Below are 23,979 nucleotides of genomic sequence, written 5' to 3'. Positions count from 1 at the left end.
AGCCGAAACCCCATGCTGACCAGCCAACGCAAACACCTGCTGCTGACACGCCTTGACCGTGACGGGCAACTGGTTGCCAAGACCGTCAGCCAGGAACTGGGTATTTCGGAAGACACCATCCGGCGCGACCTTCGCGAGCTGGCCCAGGCGGGCAAGCTCCAGCGTGTCCATGGCGGGGCCTTGCCTGCTTCACCGGCCGTCGGCAATGTGACGGTGCGCGAGCAGATTGCGCCGCTGGACAAGCAGGCCATCGGCCGGGCGGCGGCGGCCATGGTCCAGCCAGGGCAGGTGGTGATCATCGACGGCGGCACCACCGCGCTGCAGATGGCGCGGCACCTGAGTGAAGACCTTCATGCGACGGTGTTTACCCACAGCCCGGCGGTTGCCATGGAACTGGCTCGCTGTCCCCACCTCGTGATTCAGCTGCTTGGCGGGCGGCTCTTTCGGCACTCCATGGTGGCCATGGGGGCCGAGTTGATGGAGCAGCTATCCCGCCTGCGGGCCGATGTGTTTTTCATGGGGGCGACCGGCGTGCATGCGTCGGCGGGCGTGACCACGGGAGATTCCGAAGAAGCCGCCGTCAAGCGGGCGCTGCACCGCTGCGCCTCGGAAACGGTGCTGCTGGCATCGGGCGAAAAACTTGGCGCGGCTTCGGCCTGCCGCATCATGGCGTTGGCCGATGTGTCGGCGGTGGTGGTTCACCGCGACGCGCAGGCAGCGTGGATCAGCAGCGCCAGACGTGCCGGCGTGCGTGTGGTGAGGGCGGGCTGATCAAGCCTGGGGTATCAGGGCGCTGTCGGGGCGGCCAGGCTGTTCAGCGCAGGCCTGACTTGTACCGGGCAATGGCCTTGGCCCGGAGGTCTTCGCTGATTTCTGTTTCACTTGCGGCAGGAGCGGCCGCGACGGCGCGCGACGGTGCGGGCGATGCAGCGGACGCTGACAGCAATGGTTCGCTGCCGCTGCGGGGTCCGAAAATCTTGGTCTGCGCATAGGCCGCATAGCTGCGCAGGCGCTCGTCCTTGCTGTTGAGCGCTTCCTGAATTACTTCAGTGGCGTACGGCAGGTCATGCAGGAATTGATGGACATTCAACGAACGGCCGAACTCCCGCTTCATGGGAATGACCATCCGCACCGCGTAGGCCATGAGATCGGAGTCGTCAGGCGGCGTCATGGTTAACAGCATGGTTTACGTGTCTTGATGGGGGGAACTCAAGCACCTGAAATCATCTCGCCGTGCTGGGCAAGGTCAAGGCCCAGTTCTTCCTCTGCCGTGGTTACGCGAAGGCCTGCAAGGGGCTTGACCACCAGCAAAATCAGCCAGGTCGCGACGCCTGCGTAAGCTGCAACGGCGCAGGCTCCCACGAGGTTGGTAAACACGGTGGCGGTCACGGGTGCAATTTCCTTGAGCGCAAAGACCGGGGTCAGGACCGTGCCGATGATGCCGCCCACGCCATGCAGGGCAAATACGTCAAGCGAGTCGTCAATTCCTGTGGCACGCTTGAAGCGGGTCACGGCCAGGAAGCAGCCGACGCCGCCCGCAAAGCCCAACACCGATGCGCCCATGACGCCGACAAAACCGGACGCCGGCGTGATGGCGACGAGGCCGGCAATGGCGCCAGTTGCCATGCCCAGCACGCTGAACTTGCCGCGCTGGACATATTCGCAAATGCCCCACATGAACGCGCCAACGCAGGCCGCCACCTGGGTGGCCAGCAGGGCGCCCACGGCGCGCGAACTGGCTTCAAAGGCCGAACCGGCATTGAAGCCGAACCAGCCCGCCCACAAGAGCCCGGCGCCGATGATGGATATCAAGAGGTTGTGCGGCACCATGGGTTCGGTTCCGAAACCCTTGCGCGGACCCACAACCTTGGCCGCCACCAGGCCGCTGACGCCGGCCGCGATGTGCACCACTGTGCCGCCCGCAAAGTCCATGTGGCCCATGCTGGCGAGCCAGCCGGTGGGTTGCCAGATCCAGTGCGCCACAGGGGCGTATACCAGGATGGTCCAGAAGGCCGCGAAGAAAATGGTGGCGCTCAGGCGCATTCGCTCCACAGTGGCGCCGATGATCAGCGCGAAGGTAATGATGGCGAATGCCAGCTGGAACAGGAAGAAAGCGGATTCCGGCACGGAAGGCGCTGAAACGTGCGCGCCGACTTTTGCGCCCAGCAGGCCTTCGCTCAGTGCCCGGCTCATGTCACCGATCCAGGGGTTGCCGGGCGTGAAGGCCAGCGAGTAGGCAATGCCCGCCCATACCAGCGTGACAACTGTGGTGGCCGCAAAGGTGTGCGCCACGATGGAGAGCGCATTTTTGGCCCGCATCATGCCGCTGTAAAACAGCATGATGCCGGGAATGGTCATCAACAGCACCAGGACGGTCGAGATGAGCATCCAGGCGGTGTCTGCGCCATTGAATTTCGCAACGGCAGGCGCCGCGGCGGCGGCGGCGGTCTGGGCATGAAGAGGGGCAGACGCCAGAAGCGCCAGCACAGGGGCCAGCACATTGATGGCAGACGGCCTGCGGATAACCAGGACTTGGCTCATACATTCCCCTCTCGTTGTTTTAGCTGCTATCAGCTGCTATGCGGTACGAGGGATGTTACATCCGGCTACATGTATTGGGTAAGTAAAAAATACCTGTTTTTGGGCATTATTCCTTGTTCTGTAGCATTTCGGCTTGTTTTGGGGCGCGTTTGCCGCCGGCCACCTGCAATGCCTCATTCTGCTGCGCACCGTCAGCAAGGCTCCTGTCCATCTGAAACAGCTGTGCCAGTGCCTGCCGGTATTGCGGCTGGCCGACCAGGTTGGTGTCGTGGTGCGAGCCACCCGGCACCAGCAGGAAGAGCTTGGGCTGCGCTGCGGCGTCATAAAGTTTGCGCCCCAGGTCCGGCAGGATGAGGCGGTCTTCGCCGCCATGCACCACCAGCAGGGGGGAGCCGATCTTGCCGACTTTTCGGACGGCCTCGAAACGTTGGGTGATGAGCAGCGACACCGGCATCCAGCCCCACTGGGACGTACTCACCACATCGGCGATGGAGGTGAATGTGCTTTCGACAATCGTGCCGCTTTCATCGGCCACTTCAGTGGCCAGGTTGATGGCAATTGGCCCGCCCAGCGAGTGTCCGAAGATGTAACGGGGGCGGCCGGGGTACTTTTTGGCCAGCCAGTCCCACGCGGCGCGGGCGTCTTCGTAGGCCGATGTTTCCGACGGCAGTTCGTAGGTGCTTTTGCCAAAACCGCGATAGTCGATCCCCAGGACCGAGAAGCCGAGCTCCTGCATGCGGCGCATGCGCGGCGCGGAGCCGGTAACGTTGTAACGCGCGCCATGCAGGTACAGCAGCACGGGGGTTTTGCTTGCGGCATCGGGCTCGTCTGCCGGCAGCCACAGGCCGTGCAGGCGGACGGGGTGGTCGCCGTCACTGCCGTTGCCGCCAGCGGCGTTGAAGTCAATCCAGACGTCTTCCATGCCAACAGCGGCGGCAGCGCCCCCGCTCCAGGTGCGGTCGCTGGGCTGGAAGATCCAGGCCCGCTGCTTTTCGTCAAGGGTGGCGCAGCCCGCCAGCAACGCCAGCGTCATCAGGAAAGAAGTAAAGAGGTGCCAGCGTTTCATGCAAGTGAATGATTCGCCGGGCGCCGGAAAGTTCAGCGTCCGCGCATGAAGAGCGTGTCAAGCTCCCGGATGCTGACCTGCCGCCAGGTGGGCCGCCCGTGGTTGCACTGGTCGGAGCGCTCAGTGGCTTCCATCTGGCGCAGCAGGGCGTTCATTTCGTCAAGCGTGAGCTTGCGGTTGGCGCGCACGGCGCCGTGGCAGGCCATGGTCGACAGCAACTCGTTCTGGGCCCGCTGTATGACGGTGCTGGCGTCGTGCTGGGCCAGTTCGGCCAGCACGCTGCGGGCCAGCTCCACCGCATCGCCCTGCGCCAGGCTGGTGGGCACGGCGCGCACCGCCAGGGTTTTGGGCGAAAAAGGCGTGATTTCCAGGCCCAGCGTTGCCAATGCCTGGGCGTTGGCCTCAGCCGTGGCCACTTCCTGGGGGCTGGCGGCAAAGGTGGCCGGAATCAGCAGCGGCTGGCTGATGATGCTGGCACCATCGGCGCCATCGGCACCGTCCATCTGGGTTTTCAGGCGTTCATAGACGATGCGCTCATGGGCAGCGTGCATGTCCACAATGACAAGGCCCTGGGTGTTTTCGGCCAGCACGTAGATGCCCTGCAGCTGGGCGATGGCGCGGCCCAGCGGCCAGTCGCCGGAGGGCAGGGCGCTTGCGCCTTCAGGCACGCCAGGGTTTGCCATGCCATTTCCGGCTGGGGGAATGGTGACGTACAGGGCATCCTCGCCAGATTCCCGCGGGCTGGGCGCGACGGCTTGCGATGACGGCCACATGGCGTCAAAGTCGGAGGCCCTGTGGCCGCCGTTTGCTACAAAATTGATAGCTGGTTGCGCCCATCCCTGTTGCGAAAAAGCCTTGTTTTGTTCAAGAAATCCGGTGGGCGTGACAGCAGCGTCTTCCGTGCCGGCCTGGACAGCTGCCATGGAGCGCGGAACGGCCAGCGCGTTTTCGGTGGCGTGGCGCACGGCCTGGTGCACCTCGCGGCTGTCGCGAAAACGCACTTCGATCTTGGTCGGGTGCACGTTCACGTCCACGCGGGACGGGTCGATCTCGACATACAACGCATAGACCGGCTGGCGGTGGCCGTGCAGCACGTCTTCATAGGCACTGCGCGCAGCGTGGGTCAGCACCTTGTCGCGCACGTAACGGCCGTTGACATACGCGAACTGCTGGTCGGCGCGCGAGCGGGCGGCATCCGGAATGCCGGCGACGCCCCAGACGCGCACGGCCGGCAGGCCGTCGGCGCGGCGGGCCGAGCTTTCATAGCTGACGGCGACGGACTGCTCAACAAATTCGCTGCCCAGCACGTCGGCCAGGCGCTGCTGGTGGGCGTTGTCGCCTGCCGCCGCGCGCCATTGCTCGACCAGCTTGCCTTCGTGCCAGATGGCAAAACCCACATCGGGCCGCACAAGGGCATGGCGGCGTACGGCTTCAATGCAGTGGGCCAGTTCGGTGGCATCGGTTTTCAGGAATTTGCGGCGCGCGGGCGTGGCGTAAAACAGCTCCCGCACTTCCACGCTGGTACCGCGGCTGCGGGCGGCGGGCTTCAGTTCGCCGGTGCGGCCGTCAAGCTGCCATGCGTGTTCATCCGCGGCGGTTCTGGACAGCAGGCTCATGTCTGCGATCGAATTGATCGCCGCCAGCGCCTCGCCCCGAAAACCCATGGTGCCGACGGCTTCGAGATCCTGCAACGACGCAATCTTGCTGGTGGCATGGCGCCTCAGGGCGACGGGAAGTTCTTCGCGCGGGATGCCGAAGCCGTCGTCTTCGACCATGATGAGCCGCACGCCACCGGCCAGCAGCCGCACAGTCACCTGTGTGGCGCCGGCGTCCAGTGCGTTGTCGACCAGCTCGCGCACGACGGACGCTGGGCGCTCCACCACTTCGCCGGCCGCAATCTGGCTGATCAGTTCATCGGGAAGTTCGCGGATCGGGCGGCGGGCGGGCAGGGTCATTGCGCAGATTTTACGGGTTTGGCTGTTGAGGGACATGCCGTAAACCCCCTGCGTCCTGAGGCTTTCCCGCACTGGTTCAATCAGCAACTTGTAATAGTCTGTTGGCGATTTGCAAGGTTTGGGGCATGCCATGAAGCTCATTGGCCATCCCTGCAGGCCTGCTGGTTTCATACCTGTCAAAATTGCCGGCATGGAACTAGTCACCTTTCTCATCGATTTCATTCTTCATGTCGACAAGCACCTGGAAGCCTTTGTCACCAGCTACGGCGCATGGGTGTATGCCCTGTTATTCCTGATTATTTTTGTGGAGACCGGCGTAGTCGTCATGCCTTTTTTGCCGGGCGATTCACTGTTGTTTGTGGTGGGTGCGATGTGCGGTGTCGGCCTCATGAGTTTTCCGGTAGCGGTGGCGTTGCTGTTTGTGGCGGCTGTGCTGGGCGACCAGTGCAACTACAGCATAGGGCGGGCTTTGGGGCCCAAGGTGTTCCAGTGGGAAAACTCGCGCTGGTTCAACAAAAAGGCTTTTGACCAGGCCCACGCGTTTTACGAGCAGTATGGCGGCATCACCATCATCGCGGCGCGTTTCATGCCCTTTCTTCGCACCTTTGCCCCTTTTGTCGCGGGCGTATCGGACATGACACGCAGCAAGTTCACGTTGTACAACCTTGTGGGCGGCGCGCTGTGGGTCGGTGGAATCATCACGGTAGGGTATTTTTTCGGCAACATTCCGTTTGTCAAAACCCATCTCGACAAAATCATCTGGGCCATGATTTTTATTCCCGGCCTGATTGTTATTTTCGGCGCCTGGAAGGCCAGGCGCAAAGCAGGCAACGCCGGCGCCTGAAGGTGCGCTGATACGCATTCGCCCAAAAGGCCTGTTGTTGAACGGGCTTGATGCAACGCCGCCACGCGCAACTGCGCACGTGATAAAAAATGACAGTGCCGCCTTTCCGGCTGGCAGGAAACCTGAATGAACATCACCCCCCTGGACCTTGCCGCAGTGCACACGCTGCCGGAATTACTGGCCTTTCGCGTGGCACACAGCCCCGAGGCTGAGGCTTACCGTGAATTTGATGCCGTCACCGGGCAATGGTGCAGCACCTGCTGGGCTGAGGCCAGCGAGCGGGTCGCGCGGTGGCGACGCGCGCTGGCGGCCACGCAACTGCCGGCCCATGCAAGTGTCGCGATCCTCTTGCCTAACGGCCTTAATGCGGTGAGCATTGACCAGGCAGCCCTGTCGTTGGCGCTGGTGCCTGTGCCGCTGCACGCCATTGACAATGCCGGCAGCATTGCCTACATCCTGGCCGACTGCGAAGCTTCCCTGCTGATGGTGTCATCGCTTTCGCAGTGGCAGGCCATTGAGGCTGTCGGAACGCCCTTGCCGGCGTTGCGCTGCGTGGTGGTCGCCGCGCCTGAAGCGGCATTGAGCGGGGCGGGTGGGCCGGTGGCTGTTGTGCCCCTGGCCGACTGGCTGGCGGTGGGGGAAGGGTACGCCGGCTTGCTGCCCGCACCGCAGGAGGACGACCTCGCGGCCATCGTCTATACCTCCGGCACCACGGGAAAACCCAAGGGTGTGATGCTGACGCACCGCAACATCGTGTCCAACGTGCGGGCCATCCTGTCGCTGGTGGTGCCGGCGGTGGACGATGTGTTCCTGTCGTTCCTGCCGCTGTCGCATACGTTTGAACGGACTGCCGGTTATTACCTGCCCATTGCCGCCGGAAGCTGTGTGGCTTATGCGCGTTCCGTGCCCTTGCTGGCCGAGGACCTGAAAACCGTGCGCCCCACCGTGCTGATTTCGGTGCCGCGTATTTACGAACGCGTATTTGCCAAACTGCAGGAAACACTGACGCAGTCGCCGCTTAAAACACGCCTGTTTCTGGCGGCGCAGTCTGTCGGCTGGCGGCGGTTTTGCCGCGCACAGGGATTGCTTTTGGCGGAAAGCGAAAAAAGTCCGTGGGCATGGCTGGATCCCCTGGTCTGGCCCCTGCTGGAGCGGCTGGTGGCCGGAACCCTGCGGGCGCAGTTTGGTGGGCGCGTGCGGGTGGCGGTGAGCGGTGGTGCGCCCTTGTCGCATGCGGTGGCACGCTGTTTCCTCGGCCTGGGCCTGCCGCTACTGCAGGGCTACGGCATGACGGAGACATCGCCCGTGGTGTCGGGCAATGGTGTGGACGACAACGACCCGGCCACGGTGGGCAGGGCCTTGCCGGGTGTCGAGGTGCGCATCAGCGCCAACCAGGAGCTGCAGGTACGCGGCCCGCTGGTGATGAAGGGCTACTGGAAACGCCCCGAAGACACGGCCCGCGTGCTGACGGACGACGGCTGGCTGTGCACAGGAGATCAGGCCGTGATCGATGGCGGGCGTATCCGCATCATGGGACGCCTGAAGGAAATCATCGTGACGTCGACCGGCGAAAAAGTACCGCCTGGCGACCTGGAGGTGGCGATTGCCGCCGACTCCCTGTTCGACCAGGTCTTTGTCGTCGGTGAAAACCGCCCCTTCATCGCCTGTGTGGCGGTGGTCAACCCGGCCGAATGGCGGCGTGTGGCTGCAGCGCTGGCGGTGGACCCCGAGGATCCGGCCAGCCTGCACCTGCCGGCTGTCCACAAGCTCGCGCTGGAGCGCATGGCAACCCAGACAAAGGACTTTGCACGCTACGCGACGCCGCGTGCCGTGTACCTTACGCGGGAGCCGTGGACGCTCGAAAACACCCTGATGACGCCGACGCTCAAGCTCAAGCGCAACAACCTGATGACCCGTTATGCACGCGAAATTGAGGCGATGTACCGTCCCGAAGCGCGGATCAGCGGCCACCCTTGAGAAACAGGTCTCGGTCAGGTGCGAAATTGGCATGTAGGGGCAGCATGGCACCGCCCAGCGCGCGAGCGTCGGAGCCAATGCTGCCGGCGATCACCTGGGCGGGCCAGAGGCCTTCCCAGTTGTAGCGGCCGAGTGCTGCGCCCGTGGCTTCAATCAGGCGCTGCAGCAGCGGGCGGCAAAAGGAGCCATCCATCACCACGGCATCAATATCCAGCAGGGCCGTTGCGCTGACCACGCTGTGGGCCAGTGCATTGGCGGCGCTGGCCACCCAGGCCTGGGTGTCGGACTCGAACGGCGGCTGCAGGGCGCGTTCGTCATAGGCTGCAGTCGGATCAAGCCCGCGCGCCTTGAAACACTGCTCCAGTTCCCAGAGCGAAGCCTGGCTGACCAGCTGTGGCGGCGCGCCGGGTGGCCGGGCCGCCTGCAATGGCAGCGACGCCACGGCGCCGGCGTTGTTGTGGATGCCGGCGTGAAGCTGTGAGTTGATGACCAGGCCGCCCCCCACAAAGGTGTCGACAAACAGGTAGAGAAAGCTCTTGAGGTCGCGCCCACGGCCCGACACCAGCTCGGCCACGCAGGCCGCCGAGGTATCTTTGGCAAAACTCACAGGCAGCTCGGTCATGGCTTGCACTTCGGCGCTGAGGTCGATGTGGTTCCATCGGTCCGACTGCTGCGCTGACAGCCCCAGCATCCGGTGCCAGCCACCGAGCTGGAAGGGAGCGGCCACCCCCACACCGACCAGTCGCGGAGCCAGTGCACCGAGTTGCTCGCGCAGGATGCGCAGGTTCTGGCCGATCACGGGGAGCAGTGTGTCGGCATCTGGGAAGGCATAGGCCAGCGACAGGCGTTGGCGGACCTGACCGGTGAAGTCGACCAGCAGCCAGTCGGTGCTGCGCCGGCCAATCTTGATCCCCACAGAGAAGGCTCCGTCGGGGTTCAGCGCCAACGGCACCGAGGGCTGGCCAATGCGCCCGCGCACGCGATCATGCCGGATCAGCAGGTCGTCTTCTTCCAGCCGGGCAGTGATCAGCCCGATGGTCTGTGCGGTCAGGTTGGTCAGGCGGGCCAGTTCGGCTTTCGGTACGCTGCCGTGCAGGCGGATGGCCTGCAGCACCACGCGTTCGTTGAACTGGCGCATACCCACGTGGTTGGAGCCGCGCTGGCGCAGCCACACAGGTGTGGCTGCTTCGGATTCCGCAGGGGTAGCGGGAGTGGCGGCGGTGACAGGAGATTCGGTCATGGACGCAGATTTTCGCCGATGACCCCTTTGCGCAGGATGAAGTTGCCAAAAGGCTGCAATTCACCCGTCACCACAATGGCATAGGCCTGGCGTACCCGTTCATAAAACGCGTAGCGCTCAACGGCCTCGGCCTGCTGGTGCGGCAGCCAGCCCGGGGCCAGCAGCGCCAGTACCTCGCGCTGTAGCTCTGAACGGTAGGGTGCCTCGGTACCGCTGACCTGCATGTAAGCCACCGGATGATCCACGTCTTCAGCCAGAGGCAGCAGCGACGCCACGGCCCGCACTGTCCGCGCCATGCCATGGCCAGGCAGGCGCAGCACGGGTTTGCCCGCGCCCACACTCATGGCCGTGAAGTTGGCGTCGGCCAGCAGCAGCGCATCGTCATGGCCCATCTCGGCCAGCAGCTTGAGCAAGTCGGGCGTGAGTAGAGGGTCAATGCCTTTAAGCATGAGCGGGCCTCACGCATTTTGGAGTGACAGTGCCCCCTCGAGCGGCAGCAGTACGCGAAGCGATAAGCGCGGGGGGCCCCTCTTTACCAGCCGGGGCCGCGGATCTGGCTTTGCCAGTCCGCAGGCGCAGCGCCCCCTCGGGGGGCAGCGTAGTACACGCAGTGACAAGCGTGGGGGCCAATATGTCAGGCAAGTGCGGACTCCGGCAGTTCTTCGGCCGTCTTGGCGCCCGTCATCACGGCCACGGTGTCGCTCATGCTGATGGTCTTGGGATTGACGACCGCCGCACGGCGGCCCAGGCGCTGGATGTGGATGCGGTCGGCGATTTCAAACACATGCGGCATGTTGTGGCTGATCAAGATGACGGGCAGTCCCTTGTCGCGCACCCGGCGAATCAGCTCCAGCACCATGTTGCCTTCTTTCACGCCAAGGGCGGCCGTGGGTTCATCCATGATGACCACATGCTGCGCAAAGGCAGCGGCGCGCGCCACGGCCACGCATTGGCGCTGGCCGCCGGAGAGTGTTTCCACGGCCTGCGTCATCGAACGAATCCCGACCTTGAGTTCCTGCATGCGGGCAATGGCCTGCTCCAGCATCTTCTTCTTGTCGAGCAGGCGCAGCCAGCGGCCCAAGGGGCCGGGCTTGAGGAGTTCGCGGCCCAGAAACAGGTTTTCCGCAATGCTCATGGCAGGGGCCACGGCCAAATCCTGGTAGACGGTTTCGATCCCGGCACGGCGCGCATCGATAGGAGACTTGAAGCGCATCGGCTTGCCGTCGAGCAACAGTTCGCCTTCGTCAGGCACGGTGGCGCCCGACAAGGCCTTGATCAGCGAGGATTTTCCGGCGCCGTTGTCACCGATCACGGCCAGGATCTCTCCGGCGCGTAGTTCGAAGTCGGTACCGTCCAGTGCGGTGACCTGGCCGTAGCGCTTGACCAGTCCCTTGGCCTGCATGATCAGAGGTGCGGAAGTGGGGAGGGGCGTTGAGGTGTTCATCAGCGGGGCCCTTTGCGCGACATCTGGTCGGCCGCGACTGCCAGGATCACCAGAATGCCGGTAATCAGTGTCTGGTAGACGGAGGCAACGCCCATCAGGGTGAGACCGTTGCGAAACACGCCCACAATCACCGCGCCGACGAGCGTGCCGAGGATGATGCCGCGTCCGCCAAACAGGCTGGTGCCGCCCAGCACCACGGCGGTGATGGCATCGAGGTTTTCGGTTTGCCCGGCATTCGGGTCGCCGACGCCGGTGCGCGCCACCGACAGGAGCGCGGCGATGCCGTAAAAAAGACCGGCCAGCGCGTACACGGCCACCAGTACGCGGTCGACCCGGATGCCGGTCAACCTTGCTGCTTCGGCGTTGTTGCCCACGGCATACAGGTGCCGGCCCGGCGCGGTGTCCCGCAAGACAAACCACGCCAGCAGATACAGGCCAATCATGGTGACGGTTCCCAGGCTGACTTCGGTGCTGCCCAGATCGAATGTGTTGCCCAGCGCGGTCAATTCCGCCGGGAGGTTGGGAACGATTTGCGCGTTGGAGTAGATCTGTGTGATCGCAAATGCGATGTTCAGGGTGCCCAGCGTCACGATGAAAGGGGGCAATTTGATACGGGTGACCAGCAAGCCATTGACGAGGCCGAAGCCGGTCGTGACCGCCAGGCCGCAAGCAATGGCCAGGTAGGGGTTGATGCCGTAATTCACGGCGAACTTGGTCATCACCATGCCGCCCAGTGCCATCACCATGCCACAGGACAGGTCGATGCCGGCCGTCAGGATGATCAGGGTCTGTCCAATGGCCAGGACACCGACCACCATCACCTGCTGCAGCACCAGGGACAGGTTTGCACCCGTCAGGAAGCGGTCTGACTGGGTGGTAAAAAAGATGCAGGTGGCCAGCAGGGCCAGCCAGGGGCCGAGGGCCCCCCACGGGATGTGGCGCGAAGACAGGTTCATCGGTAAAGATCCAGGATGGAGAAAATGATGTTGTCATCCTGCACCGGACCTGGTGCAAGATGACAGGCGGCAGGCGTCTGGCCGATTACTTCGCACCCCAGCAAAGGTTCAGTCCCGTTTTGGTGTCTTTGCTGTCTACACCCGGAAGGGCTTTTGCCGAGACCAAGGTCACGCCGGTGTCGGTGTAACCCGAAGCCTTTTTGCCGCCCTTGGCGTAGCTGACACCTGCTGCCACGCCCAGCGCCGCCATGGTCAGGGGGTATTGCTGCGACGTTGCGGTGATGATGCCGGCTGCCGTGTCCTTGATGCCCTGGCAGCCGCCATCGACCGAGACAATGGTCACGCCTTTTTCCTTGCCGGCCTTTTTCAGCGCATTAAACGCACCCGCGGCCGCAGGCTCGTTGATGGTGTAGACCACGTTGACGTCGGGATTTTTCTGCAGGCAGTTTTCCATGGCCGTCTGGCTCTTGGCCTGGTCACCAAAACCATCGGCCATGCAGACCACGGCCGCGTCTTTGGACAGCTCGTTGGATTTCGCGTCTGCCGCAGGCAGGCCGAAACCCTTCATGAACCCATTGTGACGCTGCGCCCCCACCGGATGGCCTGGGAACAGGTCGATCGTGACAATCCTGGCAGGTTTGCCGGCCATGGCCGCCTTCGCATACTGGCCGATCAAAACGCCGGCTTTGTAGTTGTCGGTGGCGAACAGGGCATCGGCACCTTCAAAAGGGCTGTCCAGTGCAATCACCTGCACGCCTTTGGCCTGGAGTTTTTTGACGGTAGGGCTGATGGCGTCGCCGCTGGCGGTGATCAAAATGGTTTTGGCGCCGCCGGCAGCCATGTTTTCCAGTGCGGTGATCTGGCCTGCTGTGTCGCCGTCGGATTTGCCGGCGGCGGTCAGCAGCTTGGCGCCGAGTTTTTTGGCCTCGGCTTCAGCACCTTCCTTCATCTTGACGAAGAAGGGGTTGGTTTCGGTTTTTGTAATCAGGCCGATCACGGGTTCGCCCGCTGCAAAGGCCGATGTGGCGGCCAGGGCGAGGCTGGACAGTGCCAGGAGGGCGGTGGTCTTTTTCATGAAATGGTCTCCTTGTTGAATCGACATTCAGGCCCGGGTTCGCGGGAAAGTACCCATAAGTGATGGGTGTTGGTGAACTATAGTGGCGCTTGAGTTATTAAATCAAGTTGTTTTAGTTATGGATTACCCTGAGAAAAACCCTGAAAAAGTGCTGCAAGTTGCAACCGCTGGTGAGGCATTGATTGACCTGATCGTTCAACCGGACGGACGTTATGAACCTTGCCCGGGTGGCGCTGTTTTCAACCTGACGCGTGCGCTGGCCCGGCAGGGCGTCAGCACCCTGTACCTCAACCCTTTGTCGCGCGATCGCTTTGGCCGCCAGCTGGCTGCCGCGCTGACCGGGGATGGTGTGCGGCTGGCCTGCCCACAGCCTGTGGCACAAAGCACCTCACTGGCCGTGGTGGGGCTAAATGATGCAGGCCATCCCGACTACGTTTTTTACCGGCAGGATGTGGCGGACCGTGCGGTCACGGCGGACAGCCTGATCCAGTCGTGTCAACGCGTCCCCGCGCTCGAGATGGTGTATACCGGTGCCCTGGCACTCGCGCCCGAGGATGCGGGCCGCTACCTGCCATGGCTGCGTGCCCAGCATCAGGCGGGCAGCATGGTGGTGGTGGATGCCAACCTGCGGCCGTCGGTCATGCCGGACCTGCAGGACTACAGGCGCAACGTGCACGCTGCGCTGCAACACGCCGACGTCGTCAAGGTCAGCGATGAAGACCTGGAAAGCCTGGCGATACCTGGCGCTGATGTATTTGCGCGGGCGCAGCATCTGCTCGGCACGAGCGGTGCCGGCTTGCTGGTTCTGACCCTGGGGCCGCACGGAGCCTGTCTGTTGACAAGCGATGGCCGGCGGTGGCGCGCCCGCGAATCCCGGCCGTTGTCGGTGGTGGATACCGTGGGTGCAGGCGACTGTTTTCTCGCCGGTTTCATGGCCGCTTTGCTGGCGCGAAAAAACGGTGTGACTGGCACTGCTGACCTGCTGGCACTACCGGATGATGTGGGACGCAGCTTGCTGGCCCACGCCATGGCCAGTGCCAGCTTGTGCGTGATGCGACGCGGCTGTGTGCCCCCGACTGGGGCGGAAGTGCAGGCCAGGATTGAACAGGCAACCTGCGTATTTGACTGACGGCCGCTACCGATGCCTTACTGAAAAGATCAGGGAAAGAAGTCGGAAATCGTAAGTAAGCGTATTATCTGTCCGAAATCCTGTGCGCAGGTACGCTGCAGGACCCGGAGACACTCAGATGAACGCACCTCATACCCTGTCACGCTGGAGCGACCCTGGCTCCAGTCGCGTGCCCTTTTGGGCCTACACCGATGCGCAGCTGTACCAGCGCGAGCTGGAAAAAATCTTTTACGGCACGCACTGGTGCTATGTGGGCCTGGAGGCCGAGATTCCCAATGTGGGCGACTACAAACTCAGCCATGTCGGTGAACGACAGGTGCTGATGGTGCGGGATCGCATCGCACCCAAAGACCGTGCCACCGACCACGGCATACGCGTTGTTGAAAACCGTTGCGCCCACCGCGGCGTGCGCTTTTGCCAGAACCCGCAGGGCAATGCGCGCAGCTTTGTCTGCCCGTATCACCAGTGGACCTACAAGCTCAATGGCGACCTGGCGGGGCTGCCTTTCAAGGACGGCGTGAAAGAGGGGGATTGCGTCAACGGCGGCATGCCCGAAGGGTTCGATCTCAAGGACCATGGGCTGACCAAGTTGCGAGTCGCAGTGCTGCACGGCCTGGTGTTTGCCACTTTCAGCGATGACACCGAACCGCTGGAAGACTATCTCGGCCCGCAGATCACGCCGTGGCTGGACCGCATCTTCAAAGGCCCCGACGGAGCGCGCAAGCTGACGCTGCTGGGCTACAACCGCCAGCGCATTCCGGGCAACTGGAAGCTGATGATGGAAAACATCAAGGACCCTTACCACCCCGGCCTGCTGCACACGTGGTTTGTGACCTTCGGCCTTTGGCGTGCCGATCAGAAAAGCCGCATGGTGATGGACGGCGAGGGCCGCCATGCCGTGATGATTTCGCGCCGCAACGAGGGTGGGCAGAACGACGCCGTGACCGAAGGCGTGACCTCGTTCAAGGCCAACATGGCCCTGCATGACGACCGCCTGCTGGACGTGGTGCCCGAGCCTTGGTGGAAGATGCCCGACCCATCCAGCCCGGGCGGCGACATCACGCCCACCGTGACCATGATCACGCTGTTTCCCAGCCTGATCATCCAGCAGCAGGTCAATTCGCTGAGCACACGCCACATCGTGCCGCGTGGGGAGGGTGAGTTTGATTTCATCTGGACGCACTTCGGCTTTGCCGACGACACACCCGAAATGACGCAGCGCCGCCTGCGCCAGGCCAACCTGTTCGGACCGGCCGGTTTCGTCAGTGCGGATGACGGTGAAGTGATCGAGTTCAGCCAGGCCGGCTTTGCACAGGCCTGCGACACCGGCTCAACACTGTGCGAGCTGGGCGGCACCGGCACCGAGATGACGGAGCACATGGTCACCGAAACCCTGATCCGCAGCATGTATGCCTACTGGAAGAAAGTCATGGGTCTATGACGGCGAGTGAACAGGGACTGCAGCGCCTGATGCTGCAACTGGAGGTGGACCAGCTCAACGCAGCCTACGCGGCGGCGCTGGACGAAAAGCGGTTTGATGCGTGGCCGGAATTCTTTGTGGAGGAGGGCAATTACAAGGTGCAGGCCCGCGAGAATTTTGACCGCGGCCTGCCGCTGGCCCTGATGGCGCTGGAAAGCCGGGGCATGATGAAGGATCGGGTGTATGGCGTCACGCAGACGATCTATCACGGGCCTTACTACATGCGCCACATCGTCAGCCCGGCGCGCATCCTCTCGGAAGAAGGCGATGTCGTCAAGGCCGAGGCCAACTACGCGGTGTTTCGCACCAAGCCGGGTGGGGTGAGCGAGGTCTACAACGTCGGGCGTTATATCGACGAGATCATCAAAAAAGACGGCGTCCTGAAATTCAGGAGCCGTCTTTGTGTGTATGACAGCGAGATGATCCTCAACTCGCTGATCTATCCGGTATAGAGGGAATAGAAATAGCCGGCGCAATCGGTACCCACCCGGCAGGTGCCGAGCCCGCGTTGTCTGGCGTTTCTTCTAGCGCCTCTTCCCGACTTCATTACCGATCAGGGCGCCCGCTGCTGCGCCGCCTACGGTACCCAGGGTGCTGCCGAAAACGGCATTGCCCACGACACCACCTGCGACTGCACCAACACCGGTGCCTATCTGTGCATTGGTCGGGCTGGTGCTGCAACCACCCAGGCCGATCAGTGCCGCCGCTGCTACTGCTGACATCATCAATTTCGTATTCATCTTGTCCACCTTTGCTCAGAGTTTCAGGCTCTTGCTGGGGTATTCACATCGTGAAGTCCTGACCTTGCCTGTGATTTCACTGTAGGGGGACGGATATTTGGAGGTTGTAGGAGAAAGTTGCCGCGGCATGTCGGCTTGCCGCGGTCTTTGGTGGTAATTTTCGGCGCATCAATGTGCGCCGATGCGGTGCTTAAACGGCGCGGTTGCGCGCCAGTGGCGGGTTGCGCGCGAAGTAGCGCGTGATGCCGCGCATCAAGGCGTCGGCCAGCTGTACCTGGTATTCGTCGCTGCGCAGTTTGGCTTCTTCGTCGGGGTTGCTGATAAAGGCGGTCTCCACCAGCACACTGGGAATGTCAGGCGCTTTCAGGACAGCGAAGCCGGCTTGCTCGACTTTCGGTTTGTGCAGCTTGCCGACATTACCGATCTCGCCCAGCATGGCGCTGCCGAGCTTCAGGCTGTCGTTGATCTGCGCCGTGGTGCTCATGTCGAGCAGAGCTTTCTGTACCTGGGCGTCCTTGGCCTTGACGTTGATGCCGCCCACCAGGTCGGCCGAGTTTTCCTTGTCGGCGATCCAGCGCGCGGCGCTGCTGGACGCGCCTTTTTCGCTGAGCGCGAACACGCTGGCGCCCTGTGGACGCGCCGTAAAAAATGCGTCGGCGTGGATGCTGATAAAGAGGTCGGCCTGCACGCGACGCGCCTTTTGCACGCGCACATGCAGCGGCACAAAGAAGTCGGCATCGCGCGTGAGGTAGGCGCGCATATTGGGCTGCTGGTTGATGCGGTCGCGCAGGCGGTGCGCGATCTGCAGCACCACGTCTTTCTCGCGCGTGCCGCCGGGGCCGACGGCACCGGGGTCTTCTCCGCCATGGCCCGGGTCCAGCGCGACGATGACGAGGCGGTCGGTCTTGTTCTTCGCAATGACGGCCGCTTCGGGCGAGGTCTTGGCGCCGCCGGGGGTGGCAGGGCCGGTCGTTGGCCCGTGGGTCTTGTCCTTGTCTTTTTCCGCGACGACTGCCGGCGGTGGCTTGCCGTCGGCCTGCTTGCCCGACTGCCGTGCGATCAGGTCGGCAATAGGGTCATTGGCAGGCGCGGGCGTTGCGCCTGGTTGCCTGTCGGCGAGCTTCTCGGCAATCAGGGCTTCGAGCGGGTCGGCGACCTGCGTCGGGTACAAGTCAAACACCAGCCGGTACTGGTAGGCGGCCACAGGCGGCAGCGTGAACACCTGCGGCTGTATGGGCTGCTTGAGGTCTATCACCAGCCGCACCACGCCAGGGGCGTTTTGCCCCACGCGTATGCCCGAGATATTCGGGTCGTCGGATTTCACCTTGGCGACCAGTTCGCGCAGCGCGGGAATCAGGTCTATGCCTTCCATGTCGACGGCAAGGCGCGGCGGGTCGGCGACGAAAAATTGTTTTGCCTTGATTTCGCCGTCGGACTCGATGGTGAGCCGCGTGTAGTCTTTGGACGGCCAGACACGTACCGCCACGATGGTTGCGCCGCGCGCGATGTGCTGCACACCCAGCAGAAGCACCAAGCTGCCCAGTTGCAGGGCGCTGCGGCGGTTCAGGGTCCGGCGCTTCATGCCAGCAGCTCCACGCCCGTGGGCGTGTGGGCTGTCAGGGTGACGGCACGCGTTTCATCAGGCAGGACTTCCAGCTGCAGCAGCAGGTCGGGCTGCGGCAGATGCGGGCCGGCGTTCTCGGGCCATTCGACGAGCTTGAGGCCCGGGCTGGCAAAGATGTCGCGGAATCCGGCTTCTTCCCATTCGCGGGGATCGTTAAAACGGTAGAAGTCGAAGTGCCAGATGTTCAGGCCGGCGTGCCGGCTGGACGCGGGCAGGGTGTAGGGCTCAACCACCGCATATGTCGGGCTTTTGATGCGGCCCTCGACGCCCAGGCTCTGCAACAGGTGACGCACGAAGGTCGTTTTGCCGGCGCCCAGGTCGCCCTGCAGTTCGACCAGTGCGCGCACGATGGAGGGATGCCGCGCCAGTGTCTGCGCGAAGGCTGCCGTGGCCGCTTCGTCCTGCCAGGCAATGTTTTTTACAATCAGCGGGTGCCCGCCAGCAATTCTTTGAACAGTCATCAATTCGTTTCTCAAATTCAAACTTGGGCGCGCGAGCTTGGATTTTCGCAAATTGGCGTGGCCGGTGTGGATTTATCGTCGGCCGAGCCTGGATTATCAGCCTGGCTCGCTGCAGGCTTCCATGGTGACATGCATTACATGGCGGCGCACGGGCTCAAACGGGCCCGGCCGGCCGAGCTGATTCCGGGCACCATCAGCGTCATCACGGCACGCATGGACTATCTGCCCGCATCGACGGCTGCCGCCCCAGGCGAATGGCAGGCCCTGGAGTTCAGCCGGCTTGAGCGGCCTGCGGAAGGGATCGTATCGGTGTATGCACGTGGCCGCGACTATCACAAGATCATGCGCACCCGCCTGCAAAAGCTCAGCGAACGCATCTCCGGCCACGTCGGCCAGCTCGGCCATCGGGCTTTCACCGACTCTGCGCCTGTGCTGGAGGCCGAACTGGCAGCCCGCAGCGGCCAGGGCTGGCGTGGCAAACACACCTTGCTGCTCAACCGGGAAGCGGGCTCCATGTTCTTCCTGGGGGAAATCTACGTCGACATTGCCCTGCCGCCCAGCGAGCCGGTGACGCCGCACTGCGGCACTTGCCAGGCCTGCATTGACGTATGCCCCACGCAGGCGATCATCGCGCCCCACAAACTTGATGCGCGGCGTTGCATCTCTTACCTCACCATCGAACACGTGGGCCCGATCCCGCTGGAGCTTCGTCCGCTGATGGGTAACCGGATTTATGGCTGCGACGACTGCCAGCTGGTCTGCCCGTGGAACAAGTTCGCCCAGCGTAGCGCCTTGCCCGACTTTGACGAGCGCAGCAGCTTGACCGGGCAGCAACTCGTCACTCTGGTCGGCTGGACGGAGGCGGATTTTTTGCGATTCACCGAAGGCAGCCCGATACGCCGTATAGGCCATGAACGCTGGCTGCGCAATATTGCGGTGGCCATGGGCAATGCCCTGCGGGTGCTCGATCCTGAGGCGGGAACGCCCCTGCGCGAAGCCCTGCAAATGCATGCCGCTTCTCCCAGCGAGCTGGTGCGGGAACATGTGGCTTGGGCCCTCGGTCAATAAATTTGAATGAAATTGGCCTGCAGCCCTTTAAGGGTGTGCGCAAGCAGCTATTAAATCAATAGCAATTTGCCGGCTTCTCCCTAACGCAGAACACCCAGCGCAAACGGCAGGCTGACTACGCCCAGGATGGTGGACAGCGTCACCAAACCCGCCACGTAACCCCCGTTGTACCCCATGCGCGCCGCCAGCACGTACGCGCTGGAAGCCGTCGGCAGGGCAGAAAACGCCAACAGGATGGTGCTTTGCACCGGCGACAGCCCGAAGGCTTTACACAGGCCCAGGGCCATGACCGGCATCAACAGGTGCCGTATCGACAGCACGGCCACTGCCAGCGTTTTGGCTTGCGACAGGTGGCCGAACTGCATGCCGGCGCCTGCCGCCATCAGGCCCAGTGCCAGCGAGGCGGCTCCGATGCGGGTCACCGTGGGTTCGAGCCAGACAGGCAGGGTAAAGCCGAGCAGGTTGGCCACCAGGCCTGTGGCCGTGGCAAGGATCAGCGGATTGCGCACCAGCTCGCCCATGAAACCGCGCTGGGCATGCCGCGCCATGGGCCACACCGCCGCCACGTTGAAAAGCGGCACGCACACACCAATCAGCACGGCGATCAGCTGCAGGCCCTGGCTGCCCGCCAGCCGGTCGGCCAGGGCCAGCGCAATGAAGGAGTTGAAGCGAAATGCCACTTGCGCGCTGGCGGCGTGCTCACGCGAGTCGATGTGCCTGCCCAGCCATGGCAGGTGCGGCAGGCTGTAGGCCATCGCAATACCGGCAACCCCCAGCAGGATACCGGCGCTGATGAGGCTGGAGGCGGCGCCCAGGTCCAGCGGGCTTTTGACGATTGAATGAAAAAGCAGGACCGGAAACAAAAAGTAATAAACCAGGCTCTCCACCTGTTCCCATACGGTGCGGTTGAGGGCGGTGTAGCGGCAGACAAGGTAGCCGCAAACAATGAGGGAAAAGTCGGGAAAAAGAAGCTGCGCGTAGTTCACTCGCCGAGAATAACCGCAATCCCCCCGGGTTTGCCCTTATGCGTAATCCACAACTGCGGGGCATGAATGTTGCGATTACCATTTCTGCTGTTTTATTGAAGGACTGAACATGCAACGTCGTTATCTGTTTGCCTATTCCGTGGTGTCCGCGCTTGCGCTGGGCACCGCCGCAGGCCCCGCATTGGCACAGGGTTATCCCAACAAGGTGGTCAAGCTCGTGGTGCCGTTTGCACCCGGTGGCACCACTGATATCGTCGCCCGCGTCATCTCCGAGCCCCTGGGCAAGGCCTTGGGCCAGAGCGTGATCGTCGAAAACCGGGCCGGCGGCGGCGGCGTGGTGGGCGCACTCGAGACATCGCGCGCCGTTCCCGATGGCTATGCGCTGGGTGTGGCCACGGTGTCCACCACCGCGGCCAATCCCGCCATCAACCCCAAGATCCCGTACAACACGCTGACGGACTTCACGCCCATCATCAATATTGCGGCAACGCCCAACATCATTGCGGTTCACCCGAGCTTTCCGGCGCGCAACTACAAGGAGTTTGTGGCTGAGCTCAAAAAGAACCCCGGCAAGTATTCCTATTCATCCTCGGGCACCGGCGGCATCGGTCACCTGCAGATGGAGCTCTTCAAGAGCATGTCGGGCACCTTCGTGACGCACATTCCCTACCGCGGTGCAGGTCCGGCCCTGAACGACACGGTGGCGGGGCAGGTGCCCATGATTTTTGACAACCTGCCGTCGGCCCTGCCATTCATCCAGCAAAAACGCCTGATCCCCATTGTGGTGGCCGCGCCCCAGCGCCTGGCCGTGCTGCCGGATGTGCCCACCTTCAAGGAAGTCGGCCTGGAACCTGTGAACCGCATGGCCTATTACGGCATCATCGGCCCGAAGGGTTTGCCAAAGGACGTGGTCGACAAGGTCAGCGCCGGCGTGAAGAAGTCGCTGGAAGACCCGGCGATACGCAAACGGATCGAAGACACCGGCTCCCTGATCATTGCGAATACGCCTGAGCAGTTCACGGCGCAGATCAAGGCCGAATTTGATGTCTATAAAAAGGTGGTCGATTCGGCCAAGCTCAAGCTCGAATAAGGCTGGGAATCCGGCACGACCGGATGTGAAGCTACCCGTAAGCCGCCGTGCATTCAAATGTGCGGCGGCTTTTTTGTTATGGTCACCCCATGCAGCCAGAAAGCCAGTCCAGTATTGATGGGTTTATTGACGCCTTGTGGCTGGAAGACGGGCTGTCCAAAAACACGCTGGCGGCTTACCGCCGCGACCTGTCGCTCTACGCCGGTTGGCTGGCTGCCAGGGAGCAGGGAGGGCGAAGACTTGACGAGACGGCGGAGGCCGACCTCAACAGCTACTTTTCGGCCCGGCACGCTGCGACCAAGGCAACATCCGCCAACCGGCGCCTGACGGTGTTCAAGCGCTACTTTCGCTGGGCATTGCGCGAACACCTGATTGCTGCAGATCCGACGCTCAAACTCCAGTCGGCAAAGCAGGCGCTTCGGGTGCCCAAAGTCATGAGCGAAGCCCAGGTTGAAGCACTGCTGGCCGCACCCGACGACGACACGCCGCTGGGCCAGCGCGACCGCGCCATGCTGGAGCTGCTGTACGCCAGCGGCCTGCGTGTGAGCGAGCTGGTGGGCCTCAAGACATTTCACCTGGGACTGAACGAAGGGGTGCTTCGCGTCATGGGCAAAGGCAGCAAGGAACGGCTGGTGCCCTTCGGCCAGGTGGCGCGGGAATGGATTGTGAAATACCTGGCGGACGCCCGTCCGGCCATCCTGGGCGGGCAACAGACCGACGACCTGTTTGTCACCGGCCATGGCAAGGGCATGAGCCGCGTGATGTTCTGGATGCTGGTGAAAAAATATGCACGGCTTGCCGGCATCAACTCGCCGCTGTCACCCCACACTTTGCGCCACGCGTTTGCCACACACCTGCTGAACCACGGCGCCGATTTGCGCGCGGTGCAGATGCTGCTGGGGCATGCCGATATTTCCACCACCACGATTTATACCCACGTGGCACGTGAACGGCTGAAGGCGCTGCATGCGCAGCATCACCCTCGAGGTTGAGCGGTGGAGCCCTCAAGGGGCGGCGCTGTACATATAGTTTCGGCTGAAGGGATAGCTTGATTGGGCGCCGGTGACGGCGGTGTTGTGCACATCGCCCGAGGGCCGCGCCGCCAGCATCTGGTGCAGCGAAATCCAGCCCTGCTCAAAACTCATCGCACTGCCCGCCAGGTAAAGACGATAAGCCCGGAGCGTCTTCTCGGCGCGCTCGGCGCCGCCATCCGCAACCAGCACCTGGCGCGCCTCGTCCAGCTTGGCTTCCAGCGCGTCTGACCAGTTCCACAGCGTGCGGGCATAGTGCGGGCGCAGGTTTTCGGTGTCCACCATCTCCAGGCCCGCGCGTGACATATGCTCCAGTACGGCGCTGACATGCATCAGCTCGCCGCCCGGGAAGATGTACTTTTCGATGAAGTCACCCATGCCGGCGCCGAGCTGGCGGTTTTCCAGGCCGCCGGCGGTGATGCCGTGGTTCATGACCAGCCCGCCCGGTGCCAGCAGGCGCATGATTTTCTGGAAGTAGCCGGTCATGTTGGCGTGGCCCACGTGCTCAAACATGCCCACGGAGGACACCTTGTCAAAGGGCTGATCCTCCGGCATGTCGCGGTAGTCGCGTAGCTCCATTCGCACGCGCCCGCCCAGGCCTTTTTCCTCGATCAGGCGCTGCACATGCGCATGCTGATTTTTCGACAGCGTGATGCCGGTGGCGTCCACGCCGTAGTGCTCAGCGGCCCACAGCAGCAAGCCGCCCCAGCCGGCGCCAATATCAAGAAACCGTTCACCGGGCTTGAGCATGAGCTTGCGGCAGATATGGTCGAGCTTGGCTTCCTGGGCCTGGGCCAATGTCATGGCGTTGTCGCTGTAGTAGGCGCATGAATACACCCGTCGGGGGTCGAGCCAGAGCGCATAGAAGGCATCGGACACGTCATAGTGGAACTGGATTTGCGCTGCATCCCGGCTTTGGGTGTGGGCGGCCAGGGACTTGGCGCGGTGCAGCAGGCCGGACCACCAGCCTGTGTCGCTTTGCACCGGGTTGCCGGGAAGCAGCTTGGTGACGGCGCGCATCACGTCGCGCATGGCGCCTTCCAGTTGAAGCTTGCCTTCGACGTAGTCCTCTGCCAGGGCGCCGATCTGGCCGGCCTTGAGGCGGGCGATGGAGGACCAGTGCGAAAACGCGAGCTTGACGGGGGCGTTGGGCTCTCCGAGACGCTGGCCCTGCGGCAGCTGCAAGGCGATGTCCGCGGGCAAGCCCGGCATTTGCGAAGGGATGTCTGGGACGAGATGCCGGATCATGCGCAAACTCCTTTTCAAGAGTTT

The 23,979-nt window shown here is 62.9% G+C and carries 23 protein-coding genes; 9 read left to right on the top strand and 14 right to left on the bottom strand.

The features are described 5' to 3' along the window. Nucleotides 1-12 precede the first annotated feature (12 nt). Entirely contained in the window at nt 13-771 is a 759-nt protein-coding gene (locus AC1DWQ_RS19820) for a DeoR/GlpR family DNA-binding transcription regulator (protein WP_477671151.1), read from the top strand. A gap of 43 nt (nt 772-814) precedes the next feature. On the opposite strand, the gene AC1DWQ_RS19815 is transcribed toward AC1DWQ_RS19820, so the two are convergent. From AC1DWQ_RS19815 to mutL, 4 genes are all read right to left on the bottom strand, one after another. Then, nucleotides 815-1,183 carry a hypothetical protein gene (locus AC1DWQ_RS19815; protein WP_477671150.1) on the bottom strand — a complete coding sequence of 123 codons (369 nt, stop codon included), beginning with the start codon at nt 1,181-1,183 and terminating at the stop codon, nt 815-817. A 26-nt stretch (nt 1,184-1,209) separates the two neighbouring features. After that, nucleotides 1,210-2,541: an ammonium transporter gene (locus AC1DWQ_RS19810; RefSeq protein ID WP_477671149.1), complete on the bottom strand. Its 1,332-nt coding sequence runs from the start codon at nt 2,539-2,541 to the stop codon at nt 1,210-1,212. A gap of 106 nt (nt 2,542-2,647) precedes the next feature. Next, the gene (locus tag AC1DWQ_RS19805) at nt 2,648-3,607 is read right to left on the bottom strand and encodes an alpha/beta hydrolase (protein WP_477671148.1); all 960 of its coding nucleotides are present in this window, start codon (nt 3,605-3,607) and stop codon (nt 2,648-2,650) included. A gap of 32 nt (nt 3,608-3,639) precedes the next feature. Then, nucleotides 3,640-5,562: a DNA mismatch repair endonuclease MutL gene (gene mutL / locus AC1DWQ_RS19800; RefSeq protein WP_477671147.1), complete on the bottom strand. Its 1,923-nt coding sequence runs from the start codon at nt 5,560-5,562 to the stop codon at nt 3,640-3,642. 190 nt (nt 5,563-5,752) lie between these two features. On the opposite strand from mutL, the gene AC1DWQ_RS19795 reads away from it, so the two are divergent. Continuing rightward, the gene (locus AC1DWQ_RS19795; RefSeq protein ID WP_477671146.1) at nt 5,753-6,406 is read left to right on the top strand and encodes a DedA family protein; all 654 of its coding nucleotides are present in this window, start codon (nt 5,753-5,755) and stop codon (nt 6,404-6,406) included. Between the two features lie 126 nt (nt 6,407-6,532). Continuing rightward, nucleotides 6,533-8,383 carry an AMP-dependent synthetase/ligase gene (locus AC1DWQ_RS19790; protein ID WP_477671145.1) on the top strand — a complete coding sequence of 617 codons (1,851 nt, stop codon included), beginning with the start codon at nt 6,533-6,535 and terminating at the stop codon, nt 8,381-8,383. Here the strand turns inward: AC1DWQ_RS19790 and AC1DWQ_RS19785 are convergent. The 5 genes from AC1DWQ_RS19785 to AC1DWQ_RS19765 all read right to left on the bottom strand — a co-directional run bounded on the left by AC1DWQ_RS19785 (nt 8,367) and on the right by AC1DWQ_RS19765 (nt 13,098). Further along, entirely contained in the window at nt 8,367-9,623 is a 1,257-nt protein-coding gene (locus AC1DWQ_RS19785) for an ROK family transcriptional regulator (protein ID WP_477671144.1), read from the bottom strand. The genes AC1DWQ_RS19790 and AC1DWQ_RS19785 overlap by 17 nt on opposite strands. Next, nucleotides 9,620-10,072 carry an RbsD/FucU family protein gene (locus tag AC1DWQ_RS19780; protein WP_477671143.1) on the bottom strand — a complete coding sequence of 151 codons (453 nt, stop codon included), beginning with the start codon at nt 10,070-10,072 and terminating at the stop codon, nt 9,620-9,622. Before AC1DWQ_RS19780 ends, AC1DWQ_RS19785 begins: the two co-directional genes overlap by 4 nt. 185 nt (nt 10,073-10,257) lie before the next feature. Further along, complete coding sequence (locus tag AC1DWQ_RS19775) at nt 10,258-11,067, bottom strand: ATP-binding cassette domain-containing protein (protein WP_477671142.1); 810 nt, start codon at nt 11,065-11,067, stop codon at nt 10,258-10,260. Further along, nucleotides 11,067-12,023, bottom strand: coding sequence for an ABC transporter permease (locus tag AC1DWQ_RS19770; protein ID WP_477671141.1), 957 nt, complete (start codon nt 12,021-12,023; stop codon nt 11,067-11,069). The genes AC1DWQ_RS19775 and AC1DWQ_RS19770 overlap by 1 nt, the downstream gene beginning before the upstream one ends. 85 nt (nt 12,024-12,108) lie before the next feature. Beyond that, the gene (locus AC1DWQ_RS19765; RefSeq protein WP_477671140.1) at nt 12,109-13,098 is read right to left on the bottom strand and encodes a substrate-binding domain-containing protein; all 990 of its coding nucleotides are present in this window, start codon (nt 13,096-13,098) and stop codon (nt 12,109-12,111) included. 118 nt (nt 13,099-13,216) lie between these two features. Between AC1DWQ_RS19765 and AC1DWQ_RS19760 the strand changes: the two genes are divergently transcribed. The 3 genes from AC1DWQ_RS19760 (at nt 13,217) to AC1DWQ_RS19750 (ending at nt 16,159) form a co-directional block, all read left to right on the top strand. Continuing rightward, the gene (locus AC1DWQ_RS19760) at nt 13,217-14,227 is read left to right on the top strand and encodes a PfkB family carbohydrate kinase (protein ID WP_477671139.1); all 1,011 of its coding nucleotides are present in this window, start codon (nt 13,217-13,219) and stop codon (nt 14,225-14,227) included. A gap of 118 nt (nt 14,228-14,345) precedes the next feature. Continuing rightward, nucleotides 14,346-15,668: an SRPBCC family protein gene (locus AC1DWQ_RS19755; RefSeq protein ID WP_477671138.1), complete on the top strand. Its 1,323-nt coding sequence runs from the start codon at nt 14,346-14,348 to the stop codon at nt 15,666-15,668. Nucleotides 15,669-15,697: 29 nt separating this feature from the next. Further along, complete coding sequence (locus AC1DWQ_RS19750) at nt 15,698-16,159, top strand: aromatic-ring-hydroxylating dioxygenase subunit beta (RefSeq protein WP_477671229.1); 462 nt, start codon at nt 15,698-15,700, stop codon at nt 16,157-16,159. A gap of 72 nt (nt 16,160-16,231) precedes the next feature. On the opposite strand, the gene AC1DWQ_RS19745 is transcribed toward AC1DWQ_RS19750, so the two are convergent. The 3 genes from AC1DWQ_RS19745 to tsaE all read right to left on the bottom strand — a co-directional run bounded on the left by AC1DWQ_RS19745 (nt 16,232) and on the right by tsaE (nt 18,532). Beyond that, nucleotides 16,232-16,447, bottom strand: coding sequence for a glycine zipper 2TM domain-containing protein (locus tag AC1DWQ_RS19745; protein WP_477671137.1), 216 nt, complete (start codon nt 16,445-16,447; stop codon nt 16,232-16,234). Between the two features lie 190 nt (nt 16,448-16,637). Further along, nucleotides 16,638-18,029, bottom strand: coding sequence for an N-acetylmuramoyl-L-alanine amidase (locus AC1DWQ_RS19740; protein ID WP_477671136.1), 1,392 nt, complete (start codon nt 18,027-18,029; stop codon nt 16,638-16,640). After that, complete coding sequence (tsaE, locus tag AC1DWQ_RS19735; protein WP_477671135.1) at nt 18,026-18,532, bottom strand: tRNA (adenosine(37)-N6)-threonylcarbamoyltransferase complex ATPase subunit type 1 TsaE; 507 nt, start codon at nt 18,530-18,532, stop codon at nt 18,026-18,028. Before tsaE ends, AC1DWQ_RS19740 begins: the two co-directional genes overlap by 4 nt. Before the next feature lie 15 nt (nt 18,533-18,547). Between tsaE and queG the strand changes: the two genes are divergently transcribed. Next, the gene (queG, locus tag AC1DWQ_RS19730) at nt 18,548-19,600 is read left to right on the top strand and encodes a tRNA epoxyqueuosine(34) reductase QueG (protein WP_477671228.1); all 1,053 of its coding nucleotides are present in this window, start codon (nt 18,548-18,550) and stop codon (nt 19,598-19,600) included. Nucleotides 19,601-19,680: 80 nt separating this feature from the next. On the opposite strand, the gene AC1DWQ_RS19725 is transcribed toward queG, so the two are convergent. Further along, entirely contained in the window at nt 19,681-20,586 is a 906-nt protein-coding gene (locus AC1DWQ_RS19725; RefSeq protein WP_477671134.1) for an AEC family transporter, read from the bottom strand. A 109-nt stretch (nt 20,587-20,695) separates the two neighbouring features. On the opposite strand from AC1DWQ_RS19725, the gene AC1DWQ_RS19720 reads away from it, so the two are divergent. Together AC1DWQ_RS19720 and xerD are read left to right on the top strand one after the other, a co-directional pair. Continuing rightward, nucleotides 20,696-21,676, top strand: a complete 981-nt coding sequence (locus tag AC1DWQ_RS19720; protein WP_477671133.1) for a tripartite tricarboxylate transporter substrate binding protein BugE — start codon at nt 20,696-20,698, stop codon at nt 21,674-21,676. A gap of 89 nt (nt 21,677-21,765) precedes the next feature. Beyond that, nucleotides 21,766-22,668, top strand: a complete 903-nt coding sequence (gene xerD / locus AC1DWQ_RS19715; RefSeq protein ID WP_477671132.1) for a site-specific tyrosine recombinase XerD — start codon at nt 21,766-21,768, stop codon at nt 22,666-22,668. A 12-nt stretch (nt 22,669-22,680) separates the two neighbouring features. Here the strand turns inward: xerD and AC1DWQ_RS19710 are convergent, their stop codons facing one another. Next, complete coding sequence (locus AC1DWQ_RS19710) at nt 22,681-23,955, bottom strand: class I SAM-dependent methyltransferase (protein WP_477671131.1); 1,275 nt, start codon at nt 23,953-23,955, stop codon at nt 22,681-22,683. Nucleotides 23,956-23,979 lie beyond the last annotated feature (24 nt).

The organism is Polaromonas sp. P2_G11, assembly GCF_056403595.1.
The sequence above is the reverse complement of the archived record's forward strand: the minus strand, read 5'-3'. Positions and strand labels throughout refer to the sequence as shown.